The following is a 21,623-nucleotide window of genomic DNA, read 5'->3' as shown; positions in this document are numbered from 1 at the left end:
CATACGGGGGACTTGGGGGTCGCGTGGCACTCCTGTGATGAACATGCAATCACAGGCGGAACGATTTATACCGCGAACGAGAACCCCAAAAGGGCTGCCTGTGGGGAACCTTGGGGGCCTCTGTGACGTGGATCACGCCGATTCGGCCGTCGGGGGTGTCACGGATTCGGAGCCTCCTGCGCTGATTGGAGTGATGGGAGTGGACTGTCGCTCCCGCCGTTCCAGTCGAAGTGAAGGGTGCCCGTGATGCACAGCCTGCGACGAACTGCCGCCGCGCTGGCGGTGTCCTCGGTGCTGGCCGCCGGGTTGCCGCAAGCGGCGCATGCCGCGACCGCGCATACGAACACCGGGAAGCCGTCAGCGAGTTCGACTCCGCACCGGAACCGCTCCTGGTACGACCCGTTCGGCTGGTTCGGCACCGGGAAGACCCCGAAACTGACCGACTCGACCTTCAAGTGGCAGGCGCCCGGCGGCCGCTCGACCACCCATGCGCCGAAGGTGGACCCGCACGCCCACCGGGTCGGCGAGCTGACCTCCCGCCGGACCGCCGACGCCAGCTTCTACCGGCTCTCGGACGGGCGGACCCAGGAGGTGCTCTCCGCGGCCCCGGTGCACTACCGGGACAAGGAGGGCGCCTGGAAGTCCATCTCCACCACGGTGTCCAAGGTCTCGCACCCCGGCGGCTTCTCGCTCGGCAGTGAGGGCAACTCCTTCCACACCTACTTCTCCTCCGACCCGGCCGCACTGGTCCGGGTCGAGGAGGGCTCGGCCTTCGTCCAGTTGGGCGCGGACGGCGGCAGAGCGCGGGCCCCCAAGGTCTCCGGCGACACGGTCGGCTATGCCGGCGTGCTGCCCGGCGGGGCCGGTCTGGACTACCGGGTGGGCGCGGGCGGCGTCAAGGAGAGCATCGTCCTGCCGAAGGCCCCCGCGGCCGGAACGAGCCCCTCCTTCGGCTTCACCTTCAAGGTCGGCGGACTCACCCCTAAGCAGCGGCCGGACGGCTCGATCGCCTTCTACGGCGGGGAGTCCGGCCAGGCGGTGTTCGTCATCCCGGCGCCGTACATGTCGGACGCCAAGGCGGACGCCTCCTCCCCGTACGGGAAGGTCTACTCGACCGGGGTCGCCCAGTCGATGGTCTGGAACGCGAGGACCGGGACCCTGCGGGTGACCGAGCGGCCGGACGCCGGCTGGCTGGCGGCGAAGGCCCGGCAGTACCCGGTGACCATCGACCCGACCATCGTGGACGCGCCCACGCCCTCGACCGCGTCGAACGTGATGATCTCCTCCGACGGGGCGTCCACCAACTACGACACCAGCTGGCGGCTCTCGGTGGGCAACACCACCACCGGGGTCTCCCGCGCCCTGATCAGGTTCCCGCTGCCGTCGGTGCCCGCGAACACCACGATCACCTCGGCGAACCTCAACCTGTACTTCGACCAGTGCCACACCACCTGCACCACCAGCGTCCCGCTGGAGGCCCACCAGGCCACGGCGGCCTGGGACGCGACGACGGCGACCTGGAACAACGCGAGCGGCATCTCCGGCGCGCTGGCCGGCTCCACCACCAAGGCGGCGTCCACCTACGGGGTCTGGAACTCCTACCCGGTCACCTCGCTGGTGCAGTCCTGGCTGAACGGCTCGACCGCCGACAACGGCTTCGTGGTGCAGGGGAAGACCGAGGGCAGCACCGGCGTCCAGGGCGGCCCACGGTACGAGGGCAGCATCTACGCCTACAACGGCGAGGCGGTCAACGCCCCGCAGCTGGTGATCACCTACGGCGCCCCCGGCGTCTCGGTGAACCCGCCGACCGTGATCCACTCCACCGGAGCGGAGCTCTCCTGGCCGGCCTATGTGAACAACACCGGGAACGCCGGCAACGACATCGTCGAGTACCAGGTGCACCGCAGCGTGTACCAGACCTTCACGCCGAGCGCCTCGACCGAGGTGGCCCCGGTCGCCTCCGGCTCCACCTCGTTCACCGACAGCACCGCCCAGCCCACGCCGACGAGTTCCAGCGACCCGTACGGCAACGCGTACTACTACATGGTCGCGGTGAAGACCGCGAACGGCAGCGTCATCCCCGGGCCCACCCAGCTGGTGCGGCTGCCGAAGGCCGGTCTGACCACGGTGCTGATCCGGCAGGGAGCGGCCGGCACGCTGTCCTCCGCGCAGCCGGGCACGGTGCTCAACACCCTGGTGGACGGCACGTCGAGCAGCCCGCAGCAGTGGGTGGAGGTCGGTGACGACTCCGGCACCTACGGCACCGCCCGCGGCGTCTTCGACTTCGGGGCGCTGCCCTCGTCCATCCCGACCGACGCCACCGTGATGGACGCCCATCTGAAGCTGTGGCAGGAGCAGACGACCACCGGCACCTCCGGGGCGGTCTACGAACTCCACGCGCTGACCCGGAGCTTCACCCGCTCGCAGGTCACCTGGAAGAACGCCGACTCGGCCACCGCCTGGACCACCGCGGGCGGCGACTACGCCACCACCGCCGACGGCACCGTCTCCGGGCTGACCAACGACCCGAACCGGCAGGAGTTCGACGCCACCTCGATCGTGCAGGGCTGGGTCAACACGCCCAGCTCGAACCACGGCCTGGAGGTGAAGCTGGCCGGCGAGTCCTCCAGCAGCCCGCAGGAGCGCACCCTGTTCGCGGGGACGAACACCGCCGAGCCGATCCTCTCGCCGACCCTGGTGGTCACCTACCTCGACCCCACCCCCGGCAACACCTACTACGCGCCCACCACCCCGCAGAAGATGGCGCCGGGCAGCAGCTACACGGTGCCGGTGACGCTGAACAACACCACCGCCTCCACCTGGTCGGCCTCGAACGAGAAGCTGACGTACCACTGGACGCTGCCCGACGGCACGGACGTCACCGGCAGCGGCAACCAGGTGCAGACCGCCCTGCCCGCGGACATGCAGCCCGGCAGCCAGCAGACGGTGAACGCGACGGTCACCCCGCCGACGCCGACGGACACCAACACCAGTGAGGCGTACACCCTCTCCTGGGACATGGAGAACACCAGCACCGGCAGCTACCTCTCCACCTCGGCCGGGGGCATCGGCTCGCTGGCCCAGGCGGTGGGGGTGAAGGAGCCCGGCTCCAACCAGCTCGGCCTGGAGAACTTCTACCAGTACACGACCACCGCGACCGGTGCCGGTTCGGCGCTCTACACCAACGCCTCCTCGGGCAACACGGTGTGGAACTACAACGCCTTCTCCAACCCCTCCCGGGGCTTCTCGACCTTCGCCCGGATGTCCTACAACTCGCTGGACACCACCGACTCCACGACGGGCTTCGGCTGGTCGGTGCAGCTGTCCACGCCGACGCGGCTGGGCACCCCGCTGGACTTCCACCCCAACCCCAACCCCACCGAGGTGACCTTCACCGACGGTGACGGCACCAGCCACGTCTTCACCTGGGACTCCACCAGCTCCAGCTGGACCGCCCCGGCCGGGCTCCACCTGTATCTGCAGCAACTGGCCAGCTGCGGGCCGCAGGTGACCAACGCCCGCGCCTGGGAGATGACCAAGCCCGACCGCACGCAGTTCTTCTACGACTGCGAGGGCTACCCGACCGCGATGGTCGACAAGAACGGCAACGAGGCCGACTTCACCTACACCTCGCGGAAGTCGGAGAACAAGCCGGAGGAGTTCCTGACCTACATCACCGACCCGGTGGGCCGGCAGACCCTCAAGGTCGACTACTTCCAGAAGGGCGACGACTACCAGTACGTCGACTCCACCGGAGCGGTCCAGTCCGGGACGAACCTGACCGACCCGAACATCATCGACCACGTCAAGTCGATCAGCGACATCACCGGGATCGCCGATCCCACCGGGGCCGACGGCCGGGTGGTGGACTTCCTCTACACCACCAACGGCCTCCTCGGGCAGCTGGTCGACGGGGCCGGCAACACCGCCGCCAAGACCTTCAGGTTCACCTACGACGCCACGCAGGGGATGAAGAACGTCAAGCTGGTCGGCGTCACCGACCCGCGCGGCAACACCACGAACCTGAAGTACTACGACCCGGTCACCGACCCCAAGGTGCACTGGTGGACCCAGTCGGTCACCGACCGCCGCGGCAAGACCACCGGCTTCGCGTACACCGAGCCCGGCGCGATCGCCAACGCCACCGTGCAGACCACGGTCACCGACGCCAACAGCCACGCCTACACCTACCAGTTGGACACCGACGGCCGGCTGCTGCAGTCCGTCGACCCGCTGAACCGCAAGATCTCGGTCGGCTGGGACTCCGACAACAACGTCACCAGCCTGATCGAGAACAACGGCGCCCAGACCACCTGGACCTACGACCCGAACACCGGCGATCCACTGAGCTACAAGGACGCGGTCGCCAACCAGAACAACACCGCGGGGACCACGTACACGTACCAGACCTCGCTCGGCGGGCATGTCGCCGACCTCACCGGCAAGACCAGCGCGGGCGGCCGGCAATGGAAGTTCGGCTATGACGGCAAGGGCAACCTGACCAGCGTCCAGGACCCGGACGGCGTGGCGGCCGGCTCCGGCTACACCACCGCCTACGGCTACGACGCCCTGGGCGAGCTGACCTCCGTCACCGACGCCGACCAGCACACCACCACCTACTCCGGCTACGACCCCTCCGGCTACCCGGACACCACCACCGACCCGCTGACCAACCCCACCACCACCGCCTACGACATCCGCGGCAACGTCGTCTCGGTCACCGACGCGCTGAACCACACCTCCAGCTACGGCTACGACGTGTTCGGCCGCCCGACCACCAGCAAGGTGCCCAAGGACCAGGCGAGCGGGGTGTACATCACCACCCCGGCGCCCACCTACGACGCCAACGACAACGTCACCAGGTCCACCGCCCCGAACGGCGCGGTGACCACCGCGGTCTACGACGCGAACGACGAGAACACCTCGACGACCCTGCCCCAGGACACCTCGACCTCGCCGATCCGGACCGCGACCTACGCCTACGACAACGTGGGCGACGAGTCGAGCTCCACCGCTCCAAACGGCAACGTCCCCGGGGCCGCCGCCGGCTCGTACACCACGAACTACGGCTACGACGCGGACGGCGAGCCGACCACGGTCACCGACCCGAACAACCACGTCACCACGACCCAGTACGACGACGTGGGCAACGTCTCCGAGGTCATCGACCCGCTGAAGTACAACACCAGCGGCTACACCAGCAAGTACGAGTACGACCTGGACCACCGTGCCGTGAAGGTCACCGACGCGGCCGGCCACTACAAGTCCACCTCGTACGACGTGGACGGCCTGCAGACCTCGACCACCGACGAGAACGGCAACGCAACCCTCTACTCCTACGACCAGAACGGGCAGACCACCAAGGTCCAGAACCCCCACTCGTCGTCCAACGGCACCATCGCGTACGACACCACGGAGTACACCTACGACCAGGTCGGCAACGAGACCTCGGTGATCACCCCGCGGGGTGTCGCCTCGGGCGTCGCCGGCGCGTACACCACGACCACCCAGTACGACGCGGACAACCGCACCTCCAAGGTGTTCGGGGCGTACAACCCGAACGACCCGACCTACAAGACCGCGCCGGAGACCGACTACTCCTACGACGCGGCCGGCCGGATGAGCAAGGTCAGCGCCCCGCCCTCGCAGGGCCAGTCGGTCCGCAACGACACCACCTTCAGCTACTGGGACAACGGCTGGACCAAGGCGACCACCGACCCGTGGTCCATCACCACCTCGTACGACTACAACGCCGACGGCCAGCAGACCGCCCGGACCATCACCTCGGCCGGCGGCTCCTCCTCGCGCACCCAGGGCTGGGGCTACTACCCCGACGGCAAGATCGAGACCCGCACCGACAACGGCGTCCCGGTCGGCCTCCAGGTCGCCCTGGTCGACGACTCCGACGCGCAGAACGTCTCGGCGACCGGCAGTTGGGCCTCCTCCGGCAGCGGCACCGGCTACCAGGGCTACGACTACCTGACCCACTCGGCCGGTTCCGGCTCCGACAGCTTCACCTGGAACCTGAACATCCCCGAGGACGGCACCTACCAGGTCTTCGTCGACTACCCGAGCGTCAGCGGCGCCGCCACCGGCGCCTCCTACACCGTCACCGGGAGCAGCGGCAGCAGCAAGGTCACCGTCGACCAGACCAAGAACACCGGCACCTGGGTCTCCCTGGGCTCCTACGCCTTCACCCAGGACGGCACCGGCCAGAGCATCTCGCTCGCCGAGAACTCCGGCGGCGCGGTGACCGCGGACGCGGTGAAGCTGGTCCGCGACAACTCCGGTGACACCCAGCCCAAGCCCGTCTCCTTCACCTACTCCTACGACCCCGACGGCCAGCTCACCGACCTGGCCGACAACTCGCCGAACGCCCGGGTCGACGACTACGCGGCCAGCTACGACCAGGCCGGCCAGCTGACGACGCTCAAGGAGAACAAGTCCGGCAGCGCCGTCCACACCACCTCGTTCAACTACGACGCGGACGGCAACACCACCTCGCGCACCCACGACCAGGAGGTCGACTCCTTCCAGTACGACGTGCGCAACCTCCTCACCCAGGTGGTGAACAAGGAGTCCGGCAGCGACCCGTCGCCGAAGACCACCTCCTTCACCTGGACCCCCTCCGGCCAGGTCGCCACCGAGACCAAGCCGAACGGGAACGTGGTCGACTCCAGCTACTTCCTGGACGGTTCGCTCCAGCACCAGCTGGAGACCAAGTCCGACGGCAGCACCAAGGTCGCCGAGCACACCTACACCTACGACCCCAACGGCAACCAGACCGAGGACGCCTCCACCACCCAGAACGCCGACAACCACTCGGCGTACCTGACGGACACCAAGGACACCGCCTACACGCCGCAGGACCAGGTCCAGTCGGTGACCAACTCCGACAACAGCGGCAACGAGTCCTACACCTACGACCAGAACGGCAACGTCGTCTCGCAGACCGTCCACGGCACGACGACGACCTCGAACTACGACCGCAACCGGCTGCAGTCCACCGTGGTCGCCGGGATCACCTCGGCGTACGACTACGACCCCTTCGGCCGGATGGACACCGTCAGCACCGCGGGCAGCGTGGTCGAGCGGTACAGCTACGACGGGTTCGACCACATCGCCTCGGAGCAGAAGAAGTCCGGATCGGCCTTCACCACCACCGACTTCACCTACGACCCGTTCGACCGCAAGGTCTCCGAGACGGACAACGCCGGCGGGACCTCGGCGCAGACCACGGTCTACGACTACCTGGCGATGTCCAGCGCGGTCGTCGACGAGCAGGTGGGTGGCAAGGTCACCAAGTCCTACGACTACTCGCCCTGGGGTGAGCGGATCGCCCAGGTGGTCCACAAGTCGGACGGCACCGAGGAGCCGACCTACTACAGCTACGACTCCCACTCCGACGTCCAGGCGGTCACCGACGCCAACGGCGACACCAAGTCGACCTACGGCTACACCGCCTACGGCGCCGACAGCTCGGCCCAGGACACCGGGGCCGACAAGCCCGGCTCCAGCACCTCGGCCTCCGGTCCGTACAACGAGTACCGGTTCAACGCCCAGGCCGTGGACGGCAACACCGGCGACTACAACATGGGCTTCCGCACCTACGACCCGGGGCTGAACCGCTTCCTCTCCCGGGACATGTACAACGGCGCCCTCTCCGACATGGGCCTGGTCTCCGACCCGTACAGCGGCAACCCGTACGCCTTCGGCGCCGGCAACCCGCTCTCCAACATCGAGCTGGACGGCCACGGCTGGCTCTCCGACCTCGGACACGCCGCCCTCGACGCGGTGGGCATGGTCCCGGTCGTCGGCGCGGTCGCGGACGTGGCCAACGGCGCCTGGTACGCGGCCGACGGCGACTACCTGGACGCGGGCCTCTCCTTCGCCGGAGCGATCCCGGTGGTCGGCGACGCGGCGCTGGGCGCCCGCTACGCCATCAAGGGCGCGAAGTACGCGGACGAGGGCATCGAGGCCGTGGAGGCGGCCAAGAACATCGACCACGCCGCGAACGACGTGAAGGACGCGGTCGACGCCGGCGAGGCCGCCAAGACCGCCACCAAGGCGGGCGACGCGGCAGCGGCGGACACCACCACGGCGGCGGCGAACGAGGCGAAGGCGCAAGCCAAGGCGGCGGAGGAGGCGAAGGCCGCGGAGCAGCGCGCGGCGGAGGCCCGGGCCGCGGCAGAGCGCGAGCAGGCGGCGAGCGCCGCGGCGGAGAACGAGGGCGAGCAGGTCGCGGAGAGCGAGGCGCAGGGGGTCGGCTGCGGCGGCGAGAGCTTCACCGCCGACACGCCGGTCCTGCTCACCGGCGGCAAGCGGGTGGCGATCAGCCAGTTGAAGCCGGGCGACAGGGTCGTGGCCACCGATACGCGGACCGGCAGGACCGAGAGCACGCCCCTGTCCCACGTACTGGTCCACCATGACACCGACCTGTACGACCTGACCGTCCGTACGGCCTCGGCAGGCGGCGGCACGGTGATCCACACCACTGCCCACCACCTGTTCTTCGACCGGACCAGGCACAGCTGGGTCGAGGCCTCCCACCTGCGCCCCGGAGACCTGCTCACCAGCCCCGACGGCTCGCTCGTCATCGTCGTGGGCGGCGACGCCCCGAAGGTCTCCGACGGCGACATGTGGGACCTCACCGTCCCGGCGGTTCACGACTTCTACGTCGCGGCCGGAGCCACGTCGGTCCTGGTGCACAACTGCCCGGCCGCGACGTTCGGTGTACCGGACAGTCCGGGCGTGTACACGATCCACATGAACAACGGGTCCAAGTACGTGGGGATGTCCACCACGAGCATCCGCGGCCGGGTCGCGGCTTCGATAAAGCCGGGCCATGCGCTCACCGCGGCCGGGTTCGGCGAGTCCGACATCGCCAACGTCACCTGGATGACGCTGCCCAGGGGAGTGACCTCTGTTACCGCCCGGCGGGTGGAGCAGACGGTAATGGAAGGCTGGAAGGACTTCGGGGCGACGCTGCTGAACCGCCGCGATCCCGAGATCGACGTCAGTGGCTTGGGCATCTCCTGGCCATAGAGGTCCCAGGACCTCGGCAGGGCCTAGCGTATGGGTGAGTCTAGGAACGGAGCAGCAGGAGACATGGGAACTTGGGGAGTTTCTCCGATCGGTAGTGACAGCGCCATGGATTTCCTCGACCTCCTGGCGGAGCTTCCCGAAGGAGACCGCAGGACCCGGGTGGTGGACGTCCTGACCATCGCGGACCAGCGGCCTGAGGCGATCATGCGGGAGATCGTGCCCGAGGAGGTCCTGGCCGCGGCGGCCGTCGTGGCGGGGGCCCTGCCGGGAGGAGAAGCGCTCCCCTGGGCGGGCGACGACGCCCTGGCCGGTGCGGGGCTGGCTGCCGGCTCCGCGGCGGGCCTGGGCGCGGTCGCGGTACGTGCGGTGCGCGCGGCCGTCTCCCACGGCGGGGGCTGGTGGGAGGCGAGCTGGGTCAGCGAGGAGGACCGGGTCGCCGCGCGGGAGTCACTGGACGGCCTCGTCCAGGTCCTGGAGCGGAATCGGAACTGACGAGTCCTCGGGAGGGGCGTTCGTGAGCGCGGAGAGGCTGTTCCTGATCGCGTGTGTGGTGACGTCGACGGTGCTGGCCGTCGGGCGGATGCAGAGGCGGGTTCGCGAGCAGCGCGCCCTCGAGGCTGCGCGCAATCCGAAGGGATCGCACGGACGATGAGGAACTGAGGACGTCCGCGCATGATCACGGTTCAGGTTCGCGGGGAACGCGGCGACATCGTCCAGCGCGCGGAGTGCCGGCTCGACTGGGGGGCGCTCCAGCAGGTCGACGAGGACGCGTACCCGCACCTGGGCGGCCTGCTGCCGTACGCGGACACGATGTTCAACGCGCGGCAGGCGGTCAGGGTCCGCGGGGAGGTCGGTAGCCGGACCATCCGGGAACTGCTGGGCGAGGAGGCCGCGGCGGAGATCGCGGACCTCTGCCGGACCGTGGAGGGCGGATCGCACCGCTATCTGTGGTTCCTGGGAGACTAGCTGTAATGCCCACGAGCGTTGTTGACGCTGGGTGGTCTTGAGTGAAGGCGAAGACCTCCGGTGTGGTGGAGGTGTCGAGTCTTCACCGCGCGGAGGTCTTCGTGTCCCACCGTAATGCCCGGTGAACCGTGAGCGCGGACCGGGGGCGAGGCCGCCGCCGCTCGCGCCCCCGCCCCTCACCCGGCCGCAGCCCGCGCCGCGTCCGGTCGGGCCGGCAGCGTCGGGGTCGGGCGGGTGAGGGCGAGGAGGGCCATGTCGTCGGTGATGGTGCCGCCGGTGTGGCGGGTGACGTCCTCGATCAGGGCGTCCAGGAGTTGGCCGGGGCTGGTGAACGGCAGCTGGGGCAGGCGCTCGGCCGAGTCGTAGAACACGCCGAGCTCGTCCCTGGCCTCGGTCACCCCGTCGGTGAAGAGCAGCAGGGTGGCGTCGGCCGGGAGATCCCAGCAGTCCTCGACCGGCCCGTCCGCGTCCAGCGAGGTGCCCAGCGGAAGCGCGTGGGAGCTCGGCTCCAGCACTCGCGCGGTGCCGGGGGAGTCCGGGGTGCCGGGGGTGAGCAGCATCGGGGCCGGATGGCCGCAGTTCACCAGGCGGAGGGCGCGCGGCGCGTCGGCGCCGCGCTCGGGGTCGGCCGGGGCGATCTCGGCCAGGAGGGCGGTGGTGAACCCCTCCACCTGGTCCAGTCCGGCCCGGCGGCGTCCCTCGCGCAGCAGCGCCCGCTCCAGCCGGTCGGCGAGTCCCTTCAGGGTCGGCTCCTCGTCCGCGGCCTCCCGGAACGCGCCGATCACCACGGTCACCGCCTCGACGGCGTCAAGTCCCTTGCCCCGGACGTCCCCCACCAGCAGCCGGACGCCGTACGGGGTCTGCTGGGCGGCGTAGAGGTCGCCGCCGATCAGGGTGTCGGCGAAGGCGGCCTGGTAGCGCGCGGCCAGCAGCAGGCCGTCCAGCCGGGAGGGCGGGTGCGGCAGCACCGCCCGCTGCACCGCCGCGGCCACCGTCCGGGCCGACCGGGCCTTGCGGTCGCTGCGGCGCAGCATCACGTTGGTGATCAGGGCCACCGCCGTGACGGTGGCGATGGTGGCGGGCTCGGTGAAGTTGCCCGGTGTGGACAGGTAGCCGAGGGCGGCCAGCTGGCCGGTGTCCGCCGCGATCGCGGCCAGGCCGATGAAGACCGTGCCGCGGAAGGAGAGGAGCGCGGCGGCTGCCATCGGCGCGGCCGAGTACAGCGGGGCTCCGCTGAAGTCGGGTGGGGTGAAGACGTCCGCCATGATGCCGACCAGGACCAGGGCGGCCGGCAGCAGGACGCGGAGGAGCCGGCGGGCCGGCGCCTGCAGCCGGCGGGTGGCCGGGCCGCCGTGGCGGGGCAGGCGGGGCGGCGGCTGGACGCGACGCGACCGGTCGGTCCCTGGTGCCACCGTTCGCTCCCGTGTGCCGCTCGTGCCGTCCCGCCCACTGTGGTGGGTAGGTTACGGCACGGCGAGCGGAGTGGCCCGGACGGGTGGGGCCGGCGGGCCCGTCTTCTGAGGCGGTGTCAATTCGAACGCGTCCAGATGCCGCGGATCGGGGCGGTGTTCGCGGCGGCCCCGGTGGGGGCCAGGCCGTAGGCGTCCTCGAGGGTGCGCAGCAGGCTGTAGTGGTTCAGATGCGTGCTGTAGGCGCCGGGGCGGATGCCGCCGCCGACCACGAAGGTGGGGATGCGGTTGCTGTTCGGGCTGTCCGTGTCGTCCTCGTCCCAGGTGACGACCAGCAGGCTGTCGTGGGAGCGGGCCCAGTCCGCGTAGCCGCCGAGGTTCTCCTTGAGCCAGGTGTCGCCCTGCGCGATCGAGCCGTCGTGCATGTCGTGCTGGACGTTCGGGATGACGAAGGAGACGGCGGGCAGCGCCGCCCAGCCGGACGCCGTCCGGGGGAAGGCGCTGAACGGCTGGTCGGCCGAGGCCGGCAGGTTGGAGAAGTCCGCCCAGGGGACGTGCCGGCGGGCGTAGTCGCCGGTGTCGCAGGAGGTGGAGCCGACGCCGGGCAGGCTCTCCGCGTAGCCGGTGAAGCCCTCGCCGGCGGCGATCAGCTCGGAGCCGAGGTTGGCCGCGGAGAAGGCGTGGGACGGGCATGCGTCGCCGGTCACGCCCTGCGGTGAGCCGGAGAAGAGGGCCAGGTAGTTGGGCTGGCTGGGGTGGGTCTCGGCGTCGAAGGCGGTGAACTGGGCGCCCTGCCGGGCCAGGGAGTTGAGATAGGGCGCTTCCGGACTGCCGATGATCTGCTGGTAGGCCCGGTTCTCCTCGACGACCACCACCACGTGGCGGGGCTGCGGCACGCCGTCGGCGGGGGCGCGCCGGGTGTAGGTCGGCGAGGCGGGGGGTGCGGAGGCGACGGTGCCGCGGGAGTCCGCCTGGCCCTGGGTGGCGGCGCCGCCGCTGCCGCCCGCCCCGCCGCCGCCCGAGCCGCCTCCGCCTCCGCTGCCGCCGCCGCAGGCGGCCAGCCCCGCGACGGCCAGCAGGGCCGCGGCGGTGGTGGTCGCCGCCCGTCGCGGCCATGCCTGTCTCGATCCGTGCGCGCGCATCTCCGAACCCCCCACGACATCACCGGTCGTGAATCAACCCTCGCACAGCGGGCGGGGGCGGGCCGGGCCCGGGCCCGGCGTCAGAGGGTTCTCATAGCCAGGGCCCCGGACAGCCGGCGGCCGGCGTCCAGGGATCAACGCTCAGCGCCCAGCGCTCAGGGCTTGCGGGCGACCAGGCCGTAGCAGGAGACGGGCCGCCCGGCGCCGGCTGCGCGCCAGCGGTCGACCGGGACCACGCCCGGCTCCAGCAGCTCCCAGCCCTCGGCGAACCGGGAGACCTCGGCCAGGCCGCGGGCCTGCCCGGGGATCTTGGATGCCTGGTAGACCTCGCCCGCCCCGGCGATCCCCTCCGGATCCAGATCGGCGGTGATGTGGGAGAGGACCAGATGGCTGCCGGACGGCAGGGCATCCGTCAACTTCCTTACTAGGGCGTACGGTTCGGCGGAGTCCTCGAAGAAGTGGAGGACCGCGACGAGAAGGAGGACGACGGGGCGGGACAGGTCCAGCGCGCGATCGCCGCCCACCAGGCAGGGGTGGGTGAGGACGGTCTCGGGGGCGCGGAGGTCCGCCCGGATGTAGTCCACGCGTCCCTGCGGGGTGCTGGACATCAGGTCGCGGGCGTGCGCGAGGACCAGCGGATCGTGGTCGGCGTAGACGATGTGCGCGGCGGGCGCGGCGGACTGGGCCAGTTCATGGGTGTTGGGACTGGTCGGGATGCCCGAGCCGATGTCCAGGAACTGGTCGGCGCCGGCCTCGGCGAGGGTGGTGACGGCGCGGCGGAGAAAGCCGCGGTTCTCCCGGGCGAAGTCGCGGGCCGCCGGGAAGACGCTCAGCACCCGGTCGGCGGCCTCCCGGTCCGCGGCGAAGTTGGTCTCGCCGTCGAGGTAGTAGTCGTACATCCGGGCCGGCTGGGGCCGGTCCGCGTGGAGGTCCCGTGGGCCGGTCAGGGATATCCGGCCGGTGCTGCTGATCCACTCCGTGGTCATGGCGGCGATCCTACGGTCGACGGCTCGGCGCCGGTGGGGCTGCTGGGACTCGGCCGCCAGGAGCTGGAGTCGGAGATGGAATCGGAGCTGGTGCTGGGACTGGAACCGGAGCTCAGCGGAACGGGGCCGCGTCGGCGGCGAGGCGGTCCAGGTACTCGAGGGTCTCCGCCTCGGGGCGGGTCGGCAGGTAGAGGAGCACCCGGTCCACGCCGAGCTCCGCGTACCGCTCCAGACCCCCGCCGCCGCGCGGGGCGGCGAAGACGGTGACCGGGACCTCGCGGTTGGCCAGGTCGTTGAGCCGGTCCATCTGCTCGCCCAGGCGGTCCGCCGGCACGCTGTTGGCCAGCCAGGAGTCGCCGAACCTGGCGATCCGCGGGAAGGCGCCCTCTCCGCCGCCGACGTAGATCGGCGGATGCGGCCGCTGCACCGGCTTGGGCCAGGAGTAGACCGGGTCGAAGTCGACGAAGTCGCCGTGGAACTCGGCCTTCTCCTCCGTCCACAACTCGCGGATGGCCAGCAGTCGTTCGTCCACCAGACGGCCACGGGTGCCGGGCTCGGTGCCGTGGTTGCGCATCTCCTCGCGGTTCCAGCCGACGCCGACGCCGAGGATCGCCCGGCCGCGCGAGACGTGGTCGAGGGAGGCGACCTCCTTGGCGGTGATGATCGGATCGCGCTGCGAGAGCAGGGCGATGCCGGTGCCGAGGAGGAGGCGGTCGGTGACGGCGGCCGCGGCGGCAAGGGTGACGAAGGGGTCCAGGGTGCGGTAGTAGACCTCGGGGAGGTCGCCGCCCCCGGGGTAGGGGGTCTCGCGGGAGGCCGGGATGTGGGTGTGCTCGGCGATGAAGAGGGAGTCGAAGTTCCGGGCCTCCAGTGCGCGGGCGAGGGCGGTGGGTGCGATGCCCCGGTCCGTCACGAAGGTCGAGACCCCGATCTTCATTTACGCCTCCTTGCGTAGGGGTTTCCCGGTCCCCGCGGCCGCCGTGCCGGCGGCTCGCGAGTAAGTGCCCAGGCTAGGCGCCACGTTCTGGCTGGGCAACGACGGGGCGCCGTCGGCGTCGCCGCTTCTGTCGCCTCAGCCCGTCTGCGGCCTCAGCCTGTCAGCCGCCGCAGCCCGTAGGCCGCGTCACCGGCGGGTGGCGTGGAGGTCGGACTGGATGCGGGCGACGCAGTCGAGGAGGTGGGGGAGGATGGTCTCGCGCAGCTCCTCCGCGCCGGTGCGGCTCGCGTGGACGGGGACGTTGACCGCCGCCGCCACCGCGCCCGCGGAATCCCGGACCGGCGCCGCGATCGACCGCAGCCCCTCCTCCAACTCCTGGTCCACCACCGCGTACCCCTGCGCCCGCACCCGCTCCAGCTCGGCCCGCAGCTCGTCCGGGTCGGAGATGGTGTGCGGGGTCGGAGGCGGCTCCCCGTGCCGGTCCCGCGGCTCGGCCAGCAGCGCCGTCAGCCGCCGCTCCCGCTCCGCCGCCGGCAGATGCGCCAGCAGCACCCGGCCCATGGCGGTGACATGTGCCGGAAAGCGGGTGCCCACCGTGATGTTGACGGTCATGATCCGCCGGGTCGGCACCCGCGCCACATACACGATGTGCCCGCCGTCGAGCACCGACATCGACGCCGACTCGTGCACCTCCGCCACCAGCCGTTCCAAATGCGGCTCCGCGATCTCCGGCAGCGGGACGCTGGAGAGGAAGGCGAAGCCCAGTTCGAGCACTCGGGGGGTGAGCCGGAACCGCGAGCCGTCCGTCCGCACGTACCCCAGGTCGGCCAGGGTCAGCAGGAAGCGGCGGGCCGCCGCGCGCGGCAGCCCGCACTCCTTGGCCACCTCACTGAGCGTCAACTCCGCGTGGTCGGCGTCGAAGGCGCGGATCACCGCGAGCCCCCGGGCCAGTGACTGGACGAAGTGCGCCGCGCGCGGCTGGTCGCCGTGCTGCTCGGGCTGCTGCTCTGTCATGCGCCAAGGGTAGGGGCTGCGCCTGAGGCCCCGGTGCTCGCCTCCGCGGCTTCCACGGCCTCCTCGGCCTCCTCCTCAGCGGTCTCCTGGCCGGCGTGCCCGCGCAGCGCGGCCACCGTCAGCAGGCAGGAGAGCAGTGCCGCGCAGCCGCAGACCACGTATCCCAGCGCGTAGCCGTGGCCCAGGGCGTCCACCGCCAGCGGCGCCGCCTGACCCGGAGGGGTGTTGGGGGGAACGGAGTTGACGGCGAGCGGACCGCCCTCCGCCGCGACCTGTCCGGCCGCCGCCTTGACCTGGGCGGGCAGCGCGGAGCCGCCGAGGGCGTGGCCGAACCGGGAGGCCGCGTTGCTCAGCGCGATCGCGCCGACCACCGCGGGGCCGAGGGTGAAGCCGAAGTCGCGGAGGAGGCTGGTGGTCGCGGAGGCCATGCCGGCCAGCGGAACCGGCACGGTGTTGACGGCGGTCGCGGTGATCGAGGAGACCGCGAAGCTGAAGCCGACACCGACCAGGCCGAGCGGCAGGATCAGCGAGGTGAGGGTGCGGTCGCCGACCGGCATCCCGGCGGCGATGAAGTCGCCGGCCGCCATCAGCGCGAAGCCCAGGCCCAGGACCCAGCGCGGTGCCAGCCGGGCCATCAGCTGCGAGGTCAGCGGGGTGAGGAAGATCGTCAGTCCGTTGAGGAGAAGGAACGCCACCGCTGTGCGCAGCGTGGACTGATGCTGGATCGGGCCCATCCGGATGCTGGTGTCGTACGCGGTACCGAGGAAGGCGAACATGCCGACCACGGCCACCACGGAGGCGGTGGCGAAGGCCCGGTTGCGGAACAGGTCGAGCCGCAGCAGCGGGTTGCGGGCCCGCAGTTCGGCGAGGACGAAGAGGGCCATGAACACCGCGAAGAGGACGAAACCGATCACCACCGGGCCGGAGCCCCAGCCGTCGGTGGGTCCCTGGATCACCGCGAAGAGGAGGGCGAAGAGGGAGAGGCCGATCGTCACCTGGCCGGCCGGGTCCAGCGAACGCCCCTGCGGCGCCCGGGAGTCGCGCGCCAGGAGGGCGCTCACCACGGTGCTCAGCGCGGCGATGATCGCCACGACGATGAACGACCAGCGCCAGGAGCCGTAGTTGCCGGTGATCCCGCCGAGCAGCGGGGCGAGGAATCCGCCGGTGGAGAGCAGTGCCGCCCACAGTGCGATCACCCGGGCGCGGGCCGCGTGGGTGTGGGTGCCGGCCGCGAGCATCGCGAGAGAGGTCGGGAAGAGCGCGGCGGCGCCGAGCCCGGCCAGGGCCTGACCGACCCACAGGACGTGCACCCCCGGCGCGGCGGCGGCCACCACCTCGCCGGCCACCATCAGCAGTGCCCCGCCGACCAGCAGCCGCTTGCGGCCGAAGAGGTCGCCCAGCACGCCGAAGGTGAGCTCCAGCACGGACACCGGCAGCAGGAACGCGTCGGAGATCCAGGTGAGCTGGGAGCCGATGGGGTGGAGGTCAGACTGGAAGAGGCCGTTGAGCGTGGCCGGGATGGCGATTCCGATCTGTGCCAGGCATACGGCCAGGCAGCCGGCGATCAGCGTGCCGACCGCCAGGCGGGCGCCTGGGGCCCCGCCGGTTGCCGCGCTGTTCGTTCTGCTGCTCTCGGTCCGCTGGCCTGGGACGCCTGATGCCTCGGACATGGTGCCCCCATCATGATCTGTTCGCAGAGCGAACGCTCGTGCGTAGGAAGTGGGCGCAAAGTAGCGGCGGCGGAGCGGTCCGGTCAATGCCCGTGCGGGGGCGGGTTGGCGCGAGCGCTCCCGGGGGCGGCGCACAAGCTCACAAACGGCGCAGAACCGCTCCGACGCCGCAGGGGCGCCGCAGGGGCCGAGAACCGGCGACGCGCGGGCGCGGTACCGATGTCGTGCGGGAGGCGTATGGGCGCGTACGGGAGGCGTGCGGGCGCGTACGGGAGGCGTGCGGGCGTCGTGGGGGTTTCCGCAGCTGATCGCCGCTCGGGCCGGGGCCGGGGATCAGCCGGCGAGGACGACGGCGGTGCCGTAGGCGCAGACCTCGGTGCCGATGTCCTCGGCGGAGGTGACCTCGTACCGCATCATCAGGACCGCGTTCGCGCCGCGCGCCCGCGCCTGCTCGACCAGGCGCTCGACCGCCTGCTCGCGGGACTCGGCGAGGGTCCGGGTCAGCCCCTTCAGCTCGCCGCCGAAGACCGACTTGAGGCCCGCGCCGATCTGGCTGCCGAGATTGCGGGAGCGCACGGTGAGGCCGAAGACCTCGCCGATCACCCGTTGCACCGGTCGGCCCGGCACGTCGTTGGTGGTCACCACCAGAACGTCCGAGCTGTCCGGTCCGCCGCCGAAGTCATCGATGCTCATGCCGCCAGACTGCCCGGGGCGGGGCCGACCGGCCAGGGGGAGTGCGCCGGACGGCGGGGGCGTGCGGCCGGGGAATTCGCTGGTCCCGGGCGTCGGGGTGGGCCTAGATTGCCGCCCATGTCGAACGGCGCCGCGCTGCAACCGGCCTCCCCTGACCAGCACCCCGTACCGGCCCGCCTGCGAGCCGCGCTGACCACGGCGCTCAAGGCGCGCGACCGGATCGCGGCCGGCGCCCTGCGCTCCGCCCTCGCGGCGGTGGCCAACGCCGAGGCTGTCGCGCTCCCGGACGGTCCCGGTTCGCGGGCTGGGGCGATCGAGGCCGCGCCGGTCGGAGCCGGGGCGGCCGAGGTCGCCCGACGTGAGCTGACGGAGGATCAGGTCGTCGGGATCGTCCGGGCCGAGGTGGACGAGCGGGAGGCCGCGGCGGCAGAGCTGGCGGCGGTCACCGGGGTGGCGGGCGCGGCGGAGCGGGCGGCGCTGCTGCGCGCCGAGGCGGCGGTGCTGGCCGCCGTGCTGGGGTGAGCGGGGCGGCCGCCGAGCCCTGGAGCACCGTGCGCGGGCTGGTGGACTGGCTGGACGCGGAGAACGGCGGCGGGCCGCAGGAGACCGCGATGCGCCTGATGAAGCTGGGCGAGGAGGCCGGGGAGGCGATGGCCGCCTACATCGGCCTGATCGGCCAGAACCCCCGCAAGGGCCGGACGCATGAGCGCGAGGACGTGGCCGACGAGCTATGCGACGTGATCGTCACCGCGATGGTGGCGCTGCACTCCTTCGCCGACGATCCGGCCGGGCACTTCGCCGGGAAGCTCCGCCGGATCGCCGAGCGGGCGGACGCGGCCCGCGGCTCGTCCTCGCCCTGACCGACCTGTCGCCCTGACCGACCTGGCGTCCGCCTTCCGGCCCCGCCGACGCACAACCGATGGTTGTGCCGATCACTGCATTCGTTTGTTTGAACTGCGGCTTTGGGTCGGCTTGGATGTCCTGCGGCCAGGTACGGGGCCACTCACTGGGGTGGCGCGAGCGAGCGGGGACCACGCGGATGGACGACGGCAGCGGGAGCAGCAGCCGTAGCCGCGGCGCGGGCGGCGCGGGCGGCGAGAGCGGCGCGGGGGAGCGCGGTGCGCCCGTGGCCGGGAGCCGTGGAGAGCGCCGCGGCGCGCGTCCGCTCGGGCGGCCGTTCGCATGGCTCTGGGGCGCGTACACGGTCAGCGCGGTCGGCTCCGGGCTTGCCTTCAGCGCCTTCCCGATGGTCGCCGTCCTGGTGCTGCACGCCGGCCCCGGCGAGGTGGCGGCGCTGTCCGCGGCCGGCACGGCGGCCGGGGCGGTACTCGCGGTGCCGCTCGGTCCGTGGGTCGAGTACCGGCGGAAGCGGCTGGTGATGGTGGCGGCGGACCTCCTCCGTTTCGGGGTGCTGCTCACCGTGCCGCTGGCGTACGCGCTGGGGCGGCTCGGGTTCGTGCAGTTGCTGGTTGTCTCGACGGTGGTCGGGGCCGCGGAGACCACCTTCCGGGCGGCCGGCGGCGCGGCGCTCAAGTCGCTGGTCGCGCCGGCGGACCTGCTCACCGCGAACAGCCGCTTCGAGTCCACCACCTGGATCACGACCGTGCTCGGCCCGCCGCTGGGCGGAGCCGCGATGGGACTCCTCGGCCCGGTGGCGACGATCGTCGCCGACGCCGTCAGCTACCTCCTCTCCGCGCTGGGGATCCGCGCGATCGGCGGCGAGGAGGCACGGCCCGCGGCGGCGCCCACCGGAGCCGCAGCCCCGGCGGCGGCGCCCGCGCCCGCGCCCGCGCCCGGGCCCGGGCCCGGGGGCGTGAGCTGCTGGCCGGCTGGCGGTTCATCCTCGACGAGCCGGAGCTGCGTCCCTTCTTCTTCCACAGCGTGCTGGTGAACGGCCTGATCATGGTGGGCGAGCCACTGCTGTCCGTGCTGATGCTCGGCCGACTCGGCTTCCCGCCCTGGGAGTTCGGGCTCGCCTTCGCCGTCCCGTGCCTCGGTGGGCTGGTGGGCTCGCGGCTGGCGCGGCCGCTCGCCACCCGGTACGGGGAGCGTCGGATGCTGCTGGTCTTCGCGGTGGCGCGGTGCTTCTGGGTGATCGGCCTGGTCGCTCTGAGGCCAGGGCTCGGCGGGCTGCTTGTGGTGATGGCCGTGGAGTGCGGCCTGATCTTCTGCTGCGGCGTCTACAACCCACTGCTCGCCACCCATCGCCTGAGACTGCTCCCCCATGACCGGGTCGCGCGCGTCCTCTCTTCCTGGTCCGTCACCAGCAAGCTGTCCACCGCCCTGCTGACCGGGCTGTGGGGCGGACTCGCCTCGGTGATCGGCCCGTCCGCGGCAGTCGGTCTGGCGGGCGCCGTGATGCTGGTGACGCCGGTACTGCTGCCCCTCGGACGGCGCGGTACCGGTCGAGGTCGTCGCGGACACCGGACGCCCGCCGAGGAAGCGGAGCTGACGCCGGCTCAGAACTGAGCGCAGCCACGGTGCCCGGGCCGGGCCGCCCCTCACCTCGGCCACCTGTCTCGCCCCTAACCTCGGCCACCCGCCCCGCCCCTCACCCCGGTTCGGCCGCCGCCACCGGCCTTCGCCGACCGCACCTCGGCAGCACACCGGCCACCGCTCCCGCGGCGAGCTTTTGCAGCAGGCTGAAGGCCAGAATCGGCACCAGCACCATCGGCTGCGCGGGCAGCCTGGTCGCTGCGACCACGGCGCCGGCACTGGTGTTGCTCATACCGGAGGCGTACGTCACGGCGATGGCGTCGGCGCGCGACAGGCCCAGCCGGCGGGCCAGCCACCAGCCCAGCAGGAAGGTGCTCAGGCACATCAGCCCCGCGGCGGCCACCGCGAGGGCCAGGTAGTCGGGGTCCGGATGGTCCGTCACCATCCCCATCGCACCACAGGCGTTGGAGTAGCTGAGGGTCAGCACGACCGCCAGGTTGGACAGCTTCACCCAGGGCAGCAGCGCTGCCGAGCGTTCGCCGCGCCCGCCGCGCCCGGCGCCCGTGCGCCGCCGTCGTCGCCGGACCCGGTGGAGCACGGCGTTGGCGGTGAGCCCGAGCGAGCACGGCACGGCGACCGCGGGGAGGGCGAACCACGGTCCCAACTCCGCGGCCATCACCCGGAGCCGGTCGGCCGACGCGGCGTCCGTCGCCCAGCCGGCCAGGGTCAGCGCCAGTGGGATGGTGAGCGGACTCAGCAGTGTGGAGCCCAGGACCATGCCGAGGGCCAGCGTGTCGTCGCCCTCCCCGCTCTGGACGAAGACGGTGGCGCCGGCGGCCACCGGCATCGCGCCGACCACGGCGAGCCCGAGCAGGATGCTCTGGCCCTCGCGGTGGTTGTGCCAGCCGGCCAGCACCCAGCCGGTGGAGGCCAGCAGCGCGGCCGGCAGCAGCGCGTTCGCGGCCACGCCGCAGAGCAGTGTGCCGGGCCGGGCGAGCAGCCTCGGCAGCCGGCCGAGCCGCGCCGTCAGGCCGGCATTGAAGACCACCGCGCCGAGGAGGATCGGCGTCAGATGCCACGCCCGGACGGCACTGCCGGGCCCCGGCAGCACGGCGGCCAGCAGATAGGCCCCCACCATCAGCAGGAGCAGCCTGCGCTGCAACACCGCCAGCACTCGCGGGGCCATACCGGGCGGCGGGCCCGCGTCGCCCGGGGGCCCGCGCCGCCTGCCGGACCCGCGTCACCCGGGGGCCCGCGCCGCCCGGCGGCCCCACGCCCTCGGTGTCCTCGTCCGTTACCTCGTCGACAGCCATGCCCGGCATTCC

The 21,623-nt window shown here is 71.8% G+C and carries 13 protein-coding genes and 1 pseudogene; 6 read left to right on the top strand and 8 right to left on the bottom strand.

All coding sequences use genetic code 11. The features are described from left to right. Positions 1-246 precede the first annotated feature (246 nt). From BS73_RS08020 to BS73_RS08010, 3 genes are all read left to right on the top strand, one after another. Complete coding sequence (locus tag BS73_RS08020) at positions 247-9,045, top strand: DNRLRE domain-containing protein (RefSeq protein ID WP_084703896.1); 8,799 nt, start codon at positions 247-249, stop codon at positions 9,043-9,045. Between the two features lie 30 nt (positions 9,046-9,075). Further along, the gene (locus tag BS73_RS08015; protein ID WP_084703895.1) at positions 9,076-9,537 is read left to right on the top strand and encodes a DUF4259 domain-containing protein; all 462 of its coding nucleotides are present in this window, start codon (positions 9,076-9,078) and stop codon (positions 9,535-9,537) included. Positions 9,538-9,717: 180 nt separating this feature from the next. Then, entirely contained in the window at positions 9,718-10,011 is a 294-nt protein-coding gene (locus BS73_RS08010; RefSeq protein ID WP_037570638.1) for a hypothetical protein, read from the top strand. A 176-nt stretch (positions 10,012-10,187) separates the two neighbouring features. On the opposite strand, the gene BS73_RS08005 is transcribed toward BS73_RS08010, so the two are convergent. The 7 genes from BS73_RS08005 to BS73_RS07975 form a co-directional block, all read right to left on the bottom strand. After that, a complete protein-coding gene (locus BS73_RS08005; RefSeq protein WP_235215349.1) occupies positions 10,188-11,423 on the bottom strand; it encodes a PP2C family protein-serine/threonine phosphatase in 1,236 nt (411 codons plus the stop codon). Between the two features lie 116 nt (positions 11,424-11,539). Then, positions 11,540-12,562, bottom strand: coding sequence for an alkaline phosphatase family protein (locus BS73_RS08000; protein WP_084703894.1), 1,023 nt, complete (start codon positions 12,560-12,562; stop codon positions 11,540-11,542). A gap of 155 nt (positions 12,563-12,717) precedes the next feature. Beyond that, the gene (locus BS73_RS07995; RefSeq protein ID WP_037570637.1) at positions 12,718-13,548 is read right to left on the bottom strand and encodes an SAM-dependent methyltransferase; all 831 of its coding nucleotides are present in this window, start codon (positions 13,546-13,548) and stop codon (positions 12,718-12,720) included. A gap of 112 nt (positions 13,549-13,660) precedes the next feature. Next, positions 13,661-14,485 carry an LLM class F420-dependent oxidoreductase gene (locus tag BS73_RS07990; protein ID WP_037570635.1) on the bottom strand — a complete coding sequence of 275 codons (825 nt, stop codon included), beginning with the start codon at positions 14,483-14,485 and terminating at the stop codon, positions 13,661-13,663. 186 nt (positions 14,486-14,671) lie between these two features. Further along, positions 14,672-15,499: an IclR family transcriptional regulator domain-containing protein gene (locus BS73_RS07985; RefSeq protein ID WP_051939684.1), complete on the bottom strand. Its 828-nt coding sequence runs from the start codon at positions 15,497-15,499 to the stop codon at positions 14,672-14,674. Further along, positions 15,496-17,169, bottom strand: a complete 1,674-nt coding sequence (locus tag BS73_RS07980) for an MFS transporter (RefSeq protein ID WP_051939683.1) — start codon at positions 17,167-17,169, stop codon at positions 15,496-15,498. The genes BS73_RS07985 and BS73_RS07980 overlap by 4 nt, the downstream gene beginning before the upstream one ends. Positions 17,170-17,502: 333 nt before the next feature. Beyond that, positions 17,503-17,862, bottom strand: a complete 360-nt coding sequence (locus BS73_RS07975) for a YbjQ family protein (protein ID WP_037570634.1) — start codon at positions 17,860-17,862, stop codon at positions 17,503-17,505. Positions 17,863-17,979: 117 nt separating this feature from the next. Here BS73_RS07975 and BS73_RS07970 point away from each other — a divergent pair, with 117 nt between their 5' ends. The 3 genes and pseudogenes from BS73_RS07970 (at position 17,980) to BS73_RS07960 (ending at position 20,331) form a co-directional block, all read left to right on the top strand. After that, a complete protein-coding gene (locus BS73_RS07970; RefSeq protein ID WP_051939682.1) occupies positions 17,980-18,384 on the top strand; it encodes a hypothetical protein in 405 nt (134 codons plus the stop codon). After that, positions 18,381-18,722: a MazG-like family protein gene (locus tag BS73_RS07965; protein WP_037570633.1), complete on the top strand. Its 342-nt coding sequence runs from the start codon at positions 18,381-18,383 to the stop codon at positions 18,720-18,722. The genes BS73_RS07970 and BS73_RS07965 overlap by 4 nt, the downstream gene beginning before the upstream one ends. 266 nt (positions 18,723-18,988) lie before the next feature. Further along, positions 18,989-20,331 (top strand): annotated as a pseudogene (locus tag BS73_RS07960) (MFS transporter). An 82-nt stretch (positions 20,332-20,413) separates the two neighbouring features. On the opposite strand, the gene BS73_RS34475 reads toward BS73_RS07960, so the two are convergent. Next, a complete protein-coding gene (locus tag BS73_RS34475) occupies positions 20,414-21,472 on the bottom strand; it encodes a bile acid:sodium symporter family protein (protein WP_051939681.1) in 1,059 nt (352 codons plus the stop codon). Positions 21,473-21,623: the final 151 nt, after the last annotated feature.

It is taken from the genome of Phaeacidiphilus oryzae TH49, from assembly GCF_000744815.1.
In the GTDB taxonomy this organism is placed as follows: domain Bacteria; phylum Actinomycetota; class Actinomycetes; order Streptomycetales; family Streptomycetaceae; genus Phaeacidiphilus; species Phaeacidiphilus oryzae.
Note: the sequence above shows the minus strand (reverse complement) of the source record. Positions and strands in the feature narration are given on the sequence as shown.